The 16,065-nt window shown below is 27.8% G+C and carries 13 protein-coding genes; 11 read left to right on the top strand and 2 right to left on the bottom strand.

The genetic code is table 11. The features are described from left to right. Positions 1–712 precede the first annotated feature (712 nt). The gene (locus tag KQ44_RS10615; RefSeq protein WP_096737376.1) at positions 713–1,564 is read left to right on the top strand and encodes a DMT family transporter; all 852 of its coding nucleotides are present in this window, start codon (positions 713–715) and stop codon (positions 1,562–1,564) included. A 99-nt stretch (positions 1,565–1,663) separates the two neighbouring features. On the opposite strand, the gene KQ44_RS10610 is transcribed toward KQ44_RS10615, so the two are convergent. Continuing rightward, positions 1,664–2,536 carry a DUF438 domain-containing protein gene (locus tag KQ44_RS10610; protein WP_096737375.1) on the bottom strand — a complete coding sequence of 291 codons (873 nt, stop codon included), beginning with the start codon at positions 2,534–2,536 and terminating at the stop codon, positions 1,664–1,666. A gap of 183 nt (positions 2,537–2,719) precedes the next feature. Here KQ44_RS10610 and KQ44_RS10605 point away from each other — a divergent pair, with 183 nt between their 5' ends. Further along, positions 2,720–3,901 (top strand): AGE family epimerase/isomerase, encoded by a 1,182-nt coding sequence (locus KQ44_RS10605; protein ID WP_096737374.1) that lies wholly within the window; start codon positions 2,720–2,722, stop codon positions 3,899–3,901. Between the two features lie 155 nt (positions 3,902–4,056). On the opposite strand, the gene KQ44_RS15130 is transcribed toward KQ44_RS10605, so the two are convergent. Continuing rightward, the gene (locus tag KQ44_RS15130) at positions 4,057–4,233 is read right to left on the bottom strand and encodes a hypothetical protein (RefSeq protein ID WP_240516601.1); all 177 of its coding nucleotides are present in this window, start codon (positions 4,231–4,233) and stop codon (positions 4,057–4,059) included. A 134-nt stretch (positions 4,234–4,367) separates the two neighbouring features. On the opposite strand from KQ44_RS15130, the gene KQ44_RS15125 reads away from it, so the two are divergent. The 9 genes from KQ44_RS15125 to KQ44_RS10560 all read left to right on the top strand — a co-directional run bounded on the left by KQ44_RS15125 (position 4,368) and on the right by KQ44_RS10560 (position 15,949). Next, on the top strand, positions 4,368–4,883 hold the full coding sequence (locus tag KQ44_RS15125) for a hypothetical protein (RefSeq protein ID WP_240516600.1): 516 nt from the start codon (positions 4,368–4,370) through the stop codon (positions 4,881–4,883). A 506-nt stretch (positions 4,884–5,389) separates the two neighbouring features. Continuing rightward, entirely contained in the window at positions 5,390–6,355 is a 966-nt protein-coding gene (locus KQ44_RS10595) for a beta-ketoacyl-ACP synthase III (protein WP_096737373.1), read from the top strand. Between the two features lie 156 nt (positions 6,356–6,511). Then, positions 6,512–7,414: a phosphate ABC transporter substrate-binding protein gene (locus KQ44_RS10590; RefSeq protein WP_096737372.1), complete on the top strand. Its 903-nt coding sequence runs from the start codon at positions 6,512–6,514 to the stop codon at positions 7,412–7,414. A gap of 27 nt (positions 7,415–7,441) precedes the next feature. Next, positions 7,442–8,353 (top strand): phosphate ABC transporter permease subunit PstC, encoded by a 912-nt coding sequence (pstC, locus tag KQ44_RS10585; RefSeq protein WP_096737371.1) that lies wholly within the window; start codon positions 7,442–7,444, stop codon positions 8,351–8,353. Then, positions 8,350–9,189, top strand: coding sequence for an ABC transporter permease subunit (locus KQ44_RS10580; protein WP_096737370.1), 840 nt, complete (start codon positions 8,350–8,352; stop codon positions 9,187–9,189). Before pstC ends, KQ44_RS10580 begins: the two co-directional genes overlap by 4 nt. Then, a complete protein-coding gene (locus KQ44_RS10575; RefSeq protein ID WP_096737369.1) occupies positions 9,186–9,935 on the top strand; it encodes a phosphate ABC transporter ATP-binding protein in 750 nt (249 codons plus the stop codon). Before KQ44_RS10580 ends, KQ44_RS10575 begins: the two co-directional genes overlap by 4 nt. Positions 9,936–10,138: 203 nt before the next feature. Next, on the top strand, positions 10,139–10,690 hold the full coding sequence (locus KQ44_RS10570; protein WP_096737368.1) for a hypothetical protein: 552 nt from the start codon (positions 10,139–10,141) through the stop codon (positions 10,688–10,690). 260 nt (positions 10,691–10,950) lie between these two features. Next, positions 10,951–12,864: a flagellar hook-associated protein FlgK gene (flgK, locus tag KQ44_RS10565; protein ID WP_096737367.1), complete on the top strand. Its 1,914-nt coding sequence runs from the start codon at positions 10,951–10,953 to the stop codon at positions 12,862–12,864. A gap of 250 nt (positions 12,865–13,114) precedes the next feature. Further along, positions 13,115–15,949 (top strand): methyl-accepting chemotaxis protein, encoded by a 2,835-nt coding sequence (locus tag KQ44_RS10560; RefSeq protein ID WP_096737366.1) that lies wholly within the window; start codon positions 13,115–13,117, stop codon positions 15,947–15,949. The last annotated feature ends 116 nt before the right edge of the window (positions 15,950–16,065 follow it).

Genomic DNA, 16,065 nt, shown 5'->3' with positions numbered 1-16,065 from the left:
TAAAAAATCTCGCTATTATTATATGCCAGCTAAAGCTGTCATATGCTCGATTTTTTAATTTAAGTTTTATATATTAAAAAATCCCGCATTATTATATACCTAAATAAATATAATTTGTCAAAAAAATAAATTTTTAAATTTTAGTATTTGTGGGGACTAGCCCCCACCCCCCACTTCTTTTGCGACAGTAGGAAGTGCCTGCGGTATTGCCACATACGAAGTACGCCTTCGGCGAGAAGCAGGCACAGCAGGTATATTTCAGACCAAATTAATAATCTATTCTAAATATAAAACATAATTAGTACTATTTAGTATTATTTTTATACTTGCAATTTCACGAAGCGTATCCGAGCTTGTCGAGGATATAAGGTTATTTTGGCGAAGCCCGCAGAGCGAAGGCAGGAAAAAGAACAACAAAAAATTGACAAACTTAAGAATTTTTAGTATATACCTAAACAAATCTATTTTGTAAAAAATAGATTTTAGATATTTTTAGGATTTTGTCCCAGTTCTTTTAAGTAGGCAGTGCATCACATTGGTTTTGACAGTCAAGAACCAAGTATCTGCCTGCTCTATGAGAAAACTGCATTTGATGATGTTAGCAGGGTGTGTATGTCAAAAAGTTTATAATACAAATATTGTAATTTTTTTCATTGTGAATTATCATCTAATAAATTTTTTTAATCTTTAATAATTATATAAAGAACAAACTATGAAAAATGATATAAAAATAGGAGCTTTATTAATAATATTTTCTGCTTTATCATTTTCTATTATGGAGATAGCAGTAAAAGTTTCTGGGTCTAGAATACCTGTTATGGAGCAGGTTTTTGCACGTAATTTTATTACATTATTTATAAGCGGTTTTGTTATGATAAAGGACAGAGAGAAATTTTTTCCTGATAAGAGAAATATAGTTTCAATAGCATGCCGCTGTGCCTCTGGATATTTGGGTATTATAGCTTATTTTTATGCTGCTAACAATATGATACTTGCTGATGCTTCGGTACTTCAAAAAACTTCTCCTTTTTGGTCTAGTTTATTTGCTTTTATTCTTATTAAAGAAAAGATAATAAAAGTTCAGTGGCTTGGTTTAATTATTGCAGCAGTAGGCTCTATTTTTGTTATAAAGCCAGCTATGAACTCAAATGTTTTTCCTGCTTTAGTAGCATTATCATCCGCTATGTTTGCTGGAATATCATATGCCATAATAGGCTCTCTTAAAGGAAAAGAAAGCAATTCATTAATAATATTTTATTTTTCTTTATTTTCATGTCTATTATCTCTATTTTTTATAAAAAGTTTTGTAATGCCTAATATGTTTGAATTATTAATGCTTCTGCTTATAGGTATATTTGCAGGGTTCGGTCAGTTCTTTCTAACAATAGCATATAAAAAGGCTCCTGTTTCAGCTGTGAGCATATTTAATTATACTGGAGTAATATTTTCATATTTGTTCAGCATATTTTTATTTAATGAGATTGCAGATATATACTCTATAATAGGTATGATTATTATAATATTGGCTGCTATATTAGTGTATTATTATAAAAGAAAAGCATAATTATATATCCATAAACAAATTTATTTTTAACAAAATATAATTTTTTTAGGTATACATAAAATTAATTATTGAATAGTATTTAAAACAATTCCACATTATTTATGATTTATTATGATTACTTGCCATATTTTCAAAATCTTCTTTAGATAAAGTGTCTAGACAAAGTGGTATAAGTATATTCTCTTCTTTAAATATCATGTCCAAAATACTAGCATTTATCTCTTCATATTTTTCTTTTAAATCATCATTATTTAAATCGCTGTCTATAATAGATTTTAAGCTCTCAAGTATATCTTTGTCCACTCTTGTCATTACCTTTGAAGGCTCATCATTACCATATGATTTTAAAGCTGCAAATAATATACTTTCTTTTTTATGGTAATGACAGCTTAACTCTTTATATAAAATATTAATACTGCTAATATCATTTAATAATTTTTCTATATATCTATTTTCTCTTTTAAATATATTTATGATATTATAATTATTTGTAATATTAGAATTATCCATAGCATCTTTCAAAAGCAAAGTACGTATATAAAAAAAGCGTTTAGCTTCATCTATACTCATGCCATTGTTTACAAGCTCATGCATAGCATTATACACCTCTTCAGCTGACACTTTCAATAATTTATCCTCAAACTCTTTTTTTATATTTTCTATATTTTCACCATTATGAAGTCTTACTATAAGAGATTTTAATACTTCATTTCTTTCACCTATATTTTTTTCATCAGTATTTAAATCAATAGCAAATCCGTATTCATTAAGTTTATCTTTAATATCTTCAATATTAATATCTTTCATTTTTAAAGCATTCTTCATAGTCATAACCTTTGATACTGTATTAAACATTATTGGATTTTTTATCTTATCAAATCCTAAATCATACAAAGCATCTTTTAATTTTGGATATTTAGTGCATAAATTATATATAGTTTCATTTGTATTAATATATTCTAAAGTTATCATTATGTCCTCTCTATACATTGTTAGATTGTTCTAACTTATTTTATGCTATTATAAAAAAATGTCAATAATACTTCACAATATATAAATAAAAATTTATTTTTATTATTGCTTTTATAATATCAATCTGTTAATATTAACATATCATTTATTAATAAAATCTTATTTTGATTTTAAGGAATTTTTATGAGCAATTTAAACGAAGTAAAAAACGAGTATCTTCATATGCTTAAAGAAAATGTTATACCATTTTGGCTTAAAAACGGTCTTGATAAAAAGCATGGAGGATACTATACTGCTTTAGACAGAAAAGGAAACCTTATAGAAAGTGATAAATCTGTATGGTTTCAGGGAAGATTTGCTTGGGTATTATCTACTCTTTATGCTGATTTTGAAAAGAAAGATGAATATTTAGAAGCGGCAAAACTAGGAATAGACTTTTTGGAAAAATACTGTTTTGATAAAGAAGGCGACGGAAGAATGTTTTTTAGAGTAACTGAAGATGGTAAACCTATCATAAAAAGATTAAGATACTACTATTCAGAAACATTTTGTCTTATAGCTATGGCAGCATATTCAAGAGCAAGCGGTGATAAGAGCTATGCTAAAAAGGCTAGAGAAATACTTGATAATATAGACAGGTACCAAAAAGAAGGTCTATTAATACCTAAAGTAAACCCTGTAAACAGACCTACTATAGCTTTCGGACCTCCTATGATAATGCTTGCCACTGTTCAGGAATTAAGAAAAGCCGATTCTGAAAATAAAGATTATTATAACAAATATATAGATAATCTTTTATCTAATATACAATTATTTTTATATGAAGAGAAAAAGGCGGTATTAGAACAATGCAATCCAGACGGCACTTTGCAAGATCACTTTGAAGGAAGACTACTAAACCCTGGACATGCTATAGAATCATCTTGGTTTATATTAAGAGAATCTATAGAAAGAGGACATGATGAAAAATTAAAAGCCCTAGGACTAAAAATATTTGACTGGATGTGGGAATGGGGCTGGGATAAAGAGTACGGCGGTATTATTCAATATATGGACGTACTTGGAAAGCCTAAAAGCGAATATCATCATGACATGAAATTCTGGTGGCCTCAGACTGAAGCTGCTATTGCTGCTTTATATTGTTATTACTTTACTAAAGATGACAAGTATTTAGAAAAACATGATATGGTAAAAGAATACACTAAAAAATTTATAGATACAGAATATGGTGAATGGTTCGGATATCTTCATAGAGATGGAAGAATATCTACAGACTTAAAAGGAAATATGTATAAAGGACCTTTCCATATACCTAGAATGTACATGAAATGTGCTGAAATAATAGATGCTATTAATGCAAGATAATATTTAAAATATAGTTAATTCAAGGCTAGGCTTTTAATTAAAGGTCTAGTCTTTTTATTTAGTATTATTAATAAAATTATATTAAAATTTGTAATTTTAACTGCTATAGGTTAAAATACAACATGAAAAACTTACACATCTCAAATAATAACTAATTATATACGATTATAATAAATAAGGAATTTTATGGCATCATTAAGAAAACGACTGGAAGAAAGAGAGTTTGAAACTTTAGATTTATTTACTGTTTCTTTTTCTCTATTTACTGCCAACTTTAAAAATTTTTTTATAATATCTTTAATATGCTCTCTTCCTATAATATTAACAAGCATATACTTTCCTGTAAAAAATTTTTCAAGCATCAGAGGTAAAAACATTTGAAGATTTAATTTATCTATTTAAAACTGAAGTAAGCATAGGATTTTATGTAAATATTTTTCTCTCTTGGTTTTTAGATGTACTTTCTGTGATATCAGTATCTTTATTGGTAGAGAGATTAATTTATAAAAGAGTAAAAACTGCTGCTTGGTCTATAGTTAAAAGTTTTAGATTTATATTTCCTGCTTTATTTACATCGTTTATATATTTTGTATTAGTATTTTTAGGTCTTACATTTTTTGTAGTACCAGGTATAGCTTTAATTGTATTTTTTGTATTTATAAAAAATATTTGTGCTTTAAGGCATACTTGGGGAATAAATGCTTTGAGATATTCATATTATCTTGTAAAACCTAAATTTTTTAAAACATTATTTATATTACTATTTATATTTTTCTTTCAAAATGTTTTTTCAATAACTTTTCTCTCATCGCCTATAAACAGTAGAGAGAATCTTCTTTCATATTTTATTGCTATGATAGTGCTTTATATATTTGACATTTATTTCAAAATAATAATATCATTATTTTTCCTAAACAGAGATTATATAAGCAGTACCCAATCAGATGTAGAAGATGAAGATAATATAACAGATGAGGAATAATTAATTTATATTGTTTATAGCCAAATAAATACAGTTTTTCAAAAAATTACTTTTTTAATTTGTATATTTGTGTAGTTTCACAGTCTTGCTAAACCACAGTTTTTTTACAAACTAATGAAGTAGCGTTGTATGCCGCATATGTACGCCTTTGGTAGCTACACCTCTCTGTGGCTGTATGCAGGTTAAAAACTGCATTTTTGTGCTAAATTTTAAATATTACAATACTTTTAATACAAATTGTTAGCATATAAAGTAGCAGTAATTGAGTTTTTTGTTAAGCGTATCCAAAGAATAAAAACTTTGGTAAAGCTACAGTAAAAAATTGATCATTCTATATAAAGTGAATCAGTTGACAGAAATAATATATATTAAAATTCACTATTATAGGTCATTATAATTCATCATTTTAAACAAAATAGTTACTATTAACTATAGTTTTTTTGATATTTTATACTAAAATGATAAAATAAAAATTCCATCTTTAACTATATTTAATGGAGCGTCAAATGAAAAGAGCATATATAAAGAATATAGCATATTATGTGCCTGAAAGAATATTAGATAATAAATATTTTGAAAGTATATTAGATACCAATAATGAATGGATAATAACACGTACTGGTATAGAAACAAGACATATGGCAAGAGCTGATGAAACCATATTTGAAATGGGCTTCAATGCAGTTAAAAACTTAGAAAAAAAAGGTGTAGATTTAAACAAAGTTGATGCAATTTTAGTTCCTACTGTAACAAAAGATTATATATTTCCTTCTATGGCAGGTCAGCTTCAAAATGCTTTAGGTCTTAAACATTGCTTTGCTTTAGATTTATCAGCTGCATGTTCTGGATATATATATTCATTAAATACTGCAGTTGCTTTAATAGAAAGCGGTCAATGCAAAAATGTTCTTATAGTTTCTTCTGAAAAATTAACTAAAGATATTAATTGGAAGGACAGAGGTACTGCCATATTATTCGGTGATGCTGCTACTGCTTCATTAATAACAACAAGAGATGATGGAAGAGGTATTCTTGGAATGCATATGCAAAGTGAACCTGATATGAGCATAGTGTTAAACGGAGGAAGTGTATGCCCTATAAGAGAGGATGTAGATGCTCCAGAGTTTAAAATATATATGGCTGGTTCTGAAACTTTTAAAAGAGCTGTAACAGAGTTTTCTAACAGTATAGATAAAGTCTTGGAAAGCACTGGAAAACAATTATCTGATGTAAGTTTCTTTGTTCCGCACCAAGCCAATTTAAGAATTATGCAGGCTGTTGCCAAAAGAATAGGTCTTCCTATGGAGAAAGTAAGTGTTGTATTAAATAAATTTGGAAACTGCTCTTCTGCAAGTATAGGATTAGCTTTAACTGATGCTTTGGAAAATAATAAAATTAAAGATAATGATTTGGTTCTTCTTACAGGATTTGGTGGCGGTTTTACTTGGGGTTCTACTTTAATGATTTGGTAAAACATCTATATATTTTTGAATAAAATTATCGTTGGGATAGCTTTTAATGCTATCCTTTTTTATTATTTTAAGTTTTTATAATGTTTAATTTATTGACTTTATCTTTTTTAATGTTAAATTATATTTTATTATTACAAATATTAAAGGATTCTAAAAATGAAAAAGATTATACTTTTTTTATCTATTGTAGCTTTAATTTTTAGCTGCAATTCCAACAAAACAGATAATACCTCAAAAACAGCATCATCTAATACCAATTTTAAAGCAGAAATATCTTTTGACGGTTCATCTTCTTTAGCTCCAGTAATGGCTTCTATAGGAACAAAGTTTATGGAAGAATATGTTACTTGGGATAAAGTATCTTCTAATTTGCCTAATGAAAAAATATCTATATATGTATCATCAGCAGGTTCTGGAGCTGGAGTAAAAAGTATATTAGATAATACAGCAAGTTTTGGTATGCTTGCAAGAAAAATAAGAGATAGCGAAAAAACTCAAATGACAAATTATAAAGAGTTTTTAGTAGCTTCCGATGCTCTTACTGTATCAGTTAATGCTAAAAACCCTATAGTACAGATTAAAGATAATTTGGATTCAGACACTATTAGAAAAATATTTTCAGGAGAATATAAATACTGGAGTGATGTAGATGCTTCTTTGCCTCAGAAAGAAATAGTAGTAATAATCAGAGATTTAAGCGGCGGTGCTTATGAAGTTTTCCAAGAATCTATAATGGGAGAAACTCAAATATCTCCTAATGCTATACAATCGCCTTCTATGGGAGCATTAGGAACAAAAATAGTAGAAAATGAAAATGCTATAGGTTATGCTTCTTATGGCGTTTATAATCAAAATAAAGATAATCTATTTGCTTTCAAAGTTGATGGAGTAGAACCTACTAAAGAAAATATATTAAACGGACAGTATAAAATACAAAGACCATTAATGTTTATTAAAAATTCAGAACTTTCTGAAAGTGAAAATGCATTTGTTAATTATGTATTTAGTGATATAGGAAAACAAGTAGTAGAAGAAAACGGATATATACCTGTAGAATAAATTAAAATAGCAATATATATATATCTTATGTTGGAATACTTTAATACTATAAAAAATAACAATGCTTATATTAAAGAAGCTATTTTTTCTTTATTTATAACAATAGTATCTTTTTTATGTATTATTGTTTTGGCTTTTATTATATTTTTTATAGTAAAAGAAAGTATTCCAATATTAAAACATATAGGAATATATAATTTTGTATTTGGAAAAGTATGGCGTCCTTTGGCATTTGGAGTTTCTGAAAGTTATGGTATATTCTACATTATACTTGCTACAATATATACTGCTATGCTTTCAACATTGATAAGTTTATTTATAGGGATAGGATTTAGTATATTTTTAGTATTTATTGCTAATGATTTTGTACGTTCCTTTTCGCTTTCTTTAATGGATTTAATAGTTGCTGTGCCTTCTGTTATATATGGTTTTATAGGTTTAGTTATAATAGTAAAATTTTTCGAGCGGGTACTTAATATGTCGGCTGGAGAATCTGTTTTGGCTGCTAGTATACTGCTTTCTTTTATGATACTTCCTTTTATAATTTCAACTGTTACAGAAAGTATGATTGTATTAAAAAAATCATATAATAATGTTTCTATTTCACTTGGTGTAGATAAATGGTATATGGTATTAAAGCTCATTCTTCCAAATTCAAAAAATGCTATTTTAGTTGGATTTATACTTGCTGTGTCAAGAGCTTTAGGAGAAACTATGGCTGTTATGATGGTCATAGGTAATTCTTTGGTTTTTCCAAGACTATTAGGAAAGGCTGAAACTATAGCTTCCTTAATTGCATTAGAAATAGGAATGGCAGAAGTTAAAAGTATGCATTATAGTGCTTTATTTGCAAGCGGTGCTGTACTTATGATAACATTATCTATCATAAATATATTTGTACATTTTTTGAAAAAATATTTACTTAAATTGGAATTATGAAAACTTTAATAAAGATATGGGCTGTAATAAGTTTTGCTGTAATTATATTTGCGGCCATATTTATATTTATTTTTATATTATACAAAGGAAGAAATGCTCTAAGTTTGGACTTTTTGCTAGGTAAGCCTGAAGGAATTATCTTAGGTAAAGAGGGCGGTATATTTCCAGCTATAGTAGGAAGTTTATATACCTGCTTAATATCTTCTATTATATCATCAGTATTTGCAGTATCATCGGCTATATATTTAGTATTTTATAATAAAAACAAGTATATTAATTCATGTTTTGATATAGTTTTTCAATGTATAGCTGGAATACCATCTGTTGTTTTGGGATTATTCGGATATGCGATGCTGGTATTATATTTGGGGCTTGGGAAATCTATATTATCAATGTCGATAACTCAGTCTATTATGATTCTGCCATTTATAGCAATAAGAATGAAAAAGATATTAAAAGAATTAGACAAAGATATAATAAATAGCTCTTATGCTTTGGGAATAAGTAAATCGTACACTATTATACATATAGTATCAAAAGAGATAGGAGTAAAGGCTTTATCCGTAATAATGCTTGCAAATGCTTTTGCAATAGGGGCAGCTGCTCCTTTGATGTTTACTGGTGCTGTTATAAATGCCCCTACTGCTTCTTCAATATTCAAACCTTCTATGGTGCTGCCTTATCATTTGTATATACTTCTTACTCAGGGAATATCACAGCAAAATGCTTATGCAGCTGCTTTTGTACTTCTTTCTATAGTTTTATTATTAAACTTTTTTGCTGTATTTTTAAGATTTTTAAGAATTATGATATTAAAAAATAGGTATAAAATATGAATAATGCTATTTTAAAACTAGAAAATATATACGTATATTACGGAGAAAAAAATATACTCAATAATATAAATATAGATTTTGAAAAAAATAAAATCACTTCTATAATAGGTCCAAGCGGATGCGGTAAAAGTACTCTTTTAAAAACTATAAATAAAATAATACTGGAAGAAGATAATGCCATTATAAAAGGCAATATTTATTTTGACAATAAAAATACTAATGATATACCAATAGAAATATTAAGAAAAAATATAGGAATGGTATTTCAAACGCCTACTCCTTTTCCTATGACAATTTATAAAAATATTAGTTATGCTTTGAAATATTACGGATTTAATAAAAAAGATATATCAGAAAAAATAACTTCTATTTTAAAAATGACTAATCTTTATGATGAAGTAAAAGATAAATTAAATACTTCAGCTTTAAAATTAAGCGGCGGACAAAAACAAAGACTTTGTATAGCAAGAAGTTTGAGTATAGAACCTAATATACTTCTTCTTGATGAGCCTTGTTCTTCTTTGGATATTATAAACTCTAACAAAATAGAAGATACATTATTAAGTCTTAAAGATAAATATACAATTATAATAGTTACTCATAATATAGCACAGGCTAGAAGAATATCGGATAATTCAGTATTTATGTATGAAGGTAAGGTTTTGGAAAGCGGTAAAATTGATGATATTTTTAATAATAATGAAAACAATATAATAAAAAACTATATAAAACTTATGGAGAGTTAATATAGAATAGACTTATTTCAAAAGTACTTGAAAAAATTATACGTAAATTTAATAATTTATAAACTATAAAAATAACATTTTACATGATATATAAATTATTAAATTTAGACTGGAATACAGCCTTGTTTCAAAATCATTTGACAAGTTATATATTATATTGTATATTAAAAAAGTTTTTTATTAAAAAAAATTAGGAGGTAAAAATGAAAAAACTTTTAATTATTTTTTCTTTTATTTTTATAGCAGCATGCGGCAGAAATGAAGCAGGGCAAGTTTCAGTACCCGGAGTTGATAAAAATAGTAAAGAAGCTGCTGAGTTTTTGGAGGCAGTTAAAGGAAAAGCTATTGTACCTTTAAGATCTTCAAGAGGATTTCCTGTCGGGTATTTTAAAGATAATGGAGATATAGCAAGCCGTTATCATCATCCTACTCTACAAGGTGATTTAATTTTTATAGGTATGTCCAATAACTATGCTATATATTCAAGAAAAAGACAGGAGACTGAAAATGAATATGCAGATGCATATACAGCTATAACTTTATCTGAAGATAAAACGCTTATTAGAATCTATCTTGAATCATTTGATTATTCCTCTGAAATTTCTAAGTGGAGAAGAGAAGGTGCTAATTGGGACAATTATCCTAAAATGGAGATATCAGATTTAGGATTTGAAGATAGAGAATATACTAAAGATGATTATCTATATAAGATTACAGATGATGAATATGACAAGAATGATTTTGTAAATAAATAAAATTAATTTCTAAAGCGGGCGGAAACTATATGTTTTTGCCCGCATATTTTTTATATAATTCGAATATTATAAACTATCATAATTTAAATCATAAATCTTTATTATGTATTTATATATTCAGTTCTAAAGCCTTTATTTTTATTTGATTATGTTACCTTTTGCTACAAGAATAATAAAAAAAATGTAATAAATTTTTTTATAAATACGATAATTCTAGTAATTAGTGATAAGTAAATTATTTTTATTTAAGGAGCATAATAATGTCAACAAGCTCATTTTTCGGTATAGAATTAGGTAAAAGATCACTTCAAAACTTCAAAACAGCATTAGAAGTTACAGGTCATAATATAAATAATGTTGCTACAAAAGGATACAGCAGACAGAGAGTTGTAATGCGTACTTTTGACAAGCCTTTAGAAGCTCCTAGTCTTAATAGAGCAGAGCGTGCTGGTCAAATAGGTCAGGGTGCCGAAATTACTACAGTAGAGAGAATAAGAGATCAGTTTATAGATTCAAAAATAATGATGGAACTAGGTACAGACGGATACTGGAAAACAAAGTCTGATTATTTAAAGCAGTTAGAGGCTATATATAATGAACCTGGTAATGCCAATTTAAGAAGCGATTTAGATGCTTTCTGGGATTCTTGGCAGGAAATGGCTGCTAATCCTGCAGAAAGAGGCACGAGAATGGTTTTAGTAGAAAGGGCCGATAGGGTTAATAATTCTATTAATCAGATGTTCAATCAAATGAATAATATGCGTAACAATTTGAACAATCTTGTTGAAAGTAAAATTAATAGAATAAATGATATATCTAATTCCATTAAAGATTTGAACGTTGAGATAGTTAAACAGCAGGCACTAGGACAAAGCCCTAATGATTTACTTGACAGAAGAGATTTACTTATAGATGAACTTTCTTCTATTGCTAATGTTGATATAAAATCTATGGATCCTGATGAAACTATTGTTTATATAGGAGGCAGAGCTTTAATTCAGGGAAATGTTGTAAGCGAATTGAGTGCTGAAAAAAATGTTAATAATGAAGGAATGTATGATATATATTGGAAGAAAGATCATGTTCAGGTGCAGTTTGAAGGCGGAGAATTAAAGGCTCTATTAGAATTAAGAGATGTTGATACAGTAGATGCTATTAATGATATAGATACATTTGCTATGAATTTGGCTGACAGTGTAAACGAAGTTCACAGAAGCGGTTTCGGACTTAATCAGGAAACAGGTATTGATTTCTTTACTATGACAAAAGCTACTCCTTCAGTGATAGGTAATTTTGATACCAATAATGACGGACAGGAAGATTCTACTATAATGTTTAAAGTAAGCGGTATAAATTCTATAGACCCTACAGACAGTATAGGAAGCAGCGGAACTTTAATATTCGGCAATAAATCAAGAGAAGGTGCGGATGTTGCCATAGATTATACTGCACAAATGAAAGTAGGCGATTTAATAGATAAAATTAACTCAAGCGAGGCTAATGTATCTGCTTATTTAGATGATAATAACAGACTTGTACTTAAAGCCAGAGCTTTTGATGATTACATGAGGCCTTCATATTTCATTAAACATATAGAAGATTCAGGTGATTTCTTGGTTGGTATAACAGGAGTATTAAATCAGTCTGGAGCTAATGGGGCATATAATTGGCAGGCTACAGATCAGGTAAACCAATTAGCAGGTGATTTCAGAAACTTTACTACTACTCCTTACAGACATCCAGCTTCAGCTATTGCCGTTAATGATATTATAAGAAATGATGTAAACTACATTGCAGCTTCTAAAGGTATAGATACTACAGGAAATGGCTTTAATGATAAATGGAATGGTTTGGGAGACGGAGCTAATGCATTGGCTATTGCTAATTTGAAAAATAAAGAGATAATGGTTGAAAGTAAATCCACATTTAATGATTTTTATACTGGAAGTATTGCTAGAATTGCCTCAAGAACAGAGACAGCTAATGCCGAAACAGAAAAACAAACTGTTGTTATGGAATATCTTGAAAGATTAAGACAGTCAGTATCAGGTGTTAACTTAGATGAAGAGGTTGCTCAAATGGCTATGTATCAGCATGGTTATAATGCTTCAGCTAGAGTAGTTAGTATTATGGATCAGCTTCTTGATGTTGTTATAAATAGAATGGGTGTGTAAGTAATATATAAAATTATTAAAGGCGGTGTCTTGATAAGATAGCCGCCTTTTTTATTTGCCATAAAATAAAGTACAACGTACAAATTTTTAAATCTGTTTATAAGCAAAAATAATAAATATTATAGAAAAATTAATATACTTTTTTTATAATATTGCTTTACAGTTATTTGTTTTAAATATATATTATAGTAATAATTCTTTAAAAGATATAATGCTAATTCCGATATTAATTGCACAGGAGCATTTTGCAATGGGTATAAAGATTCGTATAATTTTGATAATAGTTGGAGTTATGGCCTTAGTAGCATTGAGCACCAACTTTTTAAGTAATACTTTAAATACAGAAACTTTTTCTGCTATTACAGAAAGAAGTCTAGAGAATAGATTTAGATTAATAGAAAAAGAATTTGAATATAATATAATGTCAGCAAGAGAAGAAGCGTCTAAAATTGCTGCTACTCTTTCTATAGGATATGATAATATAAAAGATTATGATTTAATAGAAAGAGATAGTTATTTTCAGAATTTTTTATCAGATTCAGTAAATGAATCTCAGCTTTATTTTAACAGGATAATTAGTATTTTGTTTCACCCTGCAGTTATAGGCAATGGAAATGATCCTTTTACTATTTATAGATATTCTACTGTTGATAACAGATTTTCAAAAATAGATATTACAAATGAAATTATGTGGAATAATCTTACCAATGTTTATAATTCTCAAGGCAAAGGATTATTATATAGACATGTATTAAACCCTTATATGATGAAAGAAAGTACAGGAGTTGGCATAACATTAAATATGGCTTCTACTATATCAGATTTAGAAAATGATAGAGTTATTGGTTTGGCAAATGTCGGAGTGTTATTTAATTATTCAACACAAAATATTAAGGATATATTAGATATAGAAGGTGCTGATTTGATTGTCATAGATAAGAAAAATTCCAGTATTGTTAATTCTAAAAATAATGATTTGATTAATGCTCGTGTAGATATACTATACCCTGCTTATTATGAAATATTTAATTCCAATTTGGCTTCAGGAGATGTTATAATAGATGATATAGAATTTGAGGGTAAACCTTATAAATCATATATTACTAGTATAGCTGGACTTTTGAATATAGTAATGTTAATACCTAATTCATATTATACCTTGCAGATTAAAGATATGAATAATTCTATATTCTATACTATTATTATAGCATTCTTAATGGCAATAGTAGCTATAATATTTTTTATTAAAGTATTGTTTAGCTCTATTACTAAAATATCAGATGCTATAGGTAATTCTGTAGATAATAAAGATTTAACAGTAAATATTCCTAAAATATCAGGCGGAGATGAAATAGGAGAGATGACAAAATGGGTTGTTCTTTTAAATAGCTCTCTTCAATCGGTGCTTTCTAGTGTAAAAAAGACTATTTTAACTTCTAAAAAGCAAAGTGATACCTTGTCTGAAAAAATTAGTGATAACTTATCAATAATATATGGTATTAATAATAACATAGAAACCATTAAAAATAATGTTAATGATGAATTAAATCAGGTAGAAATTGTAGAAACCAGTAACCAAAATATGCAGGAATATATATCTGCTAATACAAATAATATTGACTCAATAGAAAAAGATACTAGAGAACTTCAAAGTAAAATTATTGAAGAAGGCGAAAATATAGAACAAATAGCTGCTGCGGTAGAAGAGATGAGTAAAACTATAGAAAGTATAGACAATATTATTTCCAAAGCTACAAATAAAGCTAAAGATTTGTCTGCTGCTTCTATAAAAAGTAAAGAGAAGATGCAGGCTACATCTATGGCTACAGGGGATTTAAGAAATGCTTTAGGATTTATTTCTAATTTCGTAAGTTCTATTAGAAATATAGCCCATCAAACTAACCTTTTGGCTATGAATGCTGCAATTGAGGCAGCTCATGCAGGTAAATATAGTTCTGGTTTTGCTGTTGTAGCTGAAGAGATACGTAAGCTGTCAGAAGTTTCAAATGAACAGGCTGATAATGCTAATAAAGTACTTCAAAATATAGAAGATAAAATAATAATAACTACTAATGATTTAACAGAATCTACAGAGCAGTTTGATGTTCTTACTAGAGATGTACAGGAAGTTACTGAGATAATGGGTACAGTTCATACATCTTCTGTTGAACAGTTAAAAGCTATTAATGAAATAGTAACTTCTATTACTAAAATATCCGAATCCAGTGAACATATTAAAACACAGTATATTGATATGGCAGATAAATTAAGTACGATAAAAACTAATCTTGAAGCACTTAATAATATTTCTCTTGCTACTTCAAAAACTATGAATAAATTAAAAAATATATCTGATTCTATTCATGGCAGTGTTGAAAGTATTTCTGAAAGTTCTAATAATCTTTCTGCTTCTGCAAACACAATGAATAAATTTGCCTCTGATAATAACAGACTTCTATCAGAACTTGAAGGGGAAATATCTAAATATAAAATTAAAGATATTAAATCTAAAAAAGATACTACTACTCAAAGAGTTAGAGGTATTACTCTGATAATATTAAAAGAATTTGTTAAAACAAAATTCGGAGAAGAAGGATATCAAAAATGGGTAACTGCTATGGAGCCTTCATCTTCTCTAATATTTAAAAATGATATATCAAGCAAAGAATGGTATCCGTATATGACTTCTTTCCATAAGCCTTATAAATTGGTATGCGATCTCTTCTATTCTGGAGCTAATACTGGTATTAAAGATATTTCAGAATATCACTTTAATCAGATTATCCCTAAACATATAAGACCTTTATTATTTTTTATACCTAAACATATAGCTTTAACATATGCTGCTGAACGTATATTCCCTGACTTGTTTGACCCTGCACAGATAGAGATTATTAAAGCTAGAAGAAAACTTCTTGTAGTACATCTTACTAATTTTAATGATGACCCTGAAGTTATTGAACTTGCTGTACTTTCTTGGGCTACACTTTTACTTGAATCTATTACTCATATAAGATCTTCTATGGAGATAACTAAATCCATTAAAGATGGTGAGATTTATACTGAGTTTGTACTTAAATGGTAATTAAAAATTTTATCATATAAAAATATAATAAAAGGACAGAAAGAATTTCTGTCCTTTTTTATTAAAAAAATTTAATACTAAAAAAAATAATAATAAAATATTATTGTTATAAATAG

Source organism: Brachyspira sp. G79, assembly GCF_002379365.1.
In the GTDB taxonomy this organism is placed as follows: Bacteria; Spirochaetota; Brachyspiria; order Brachyspirales; family Brachyspiraceae; genus Brachyspira.
Note: the sequence above shows the minus strand (reverse complement) of the source record. Positions and strands in the feature narration are given on the sequence as shown.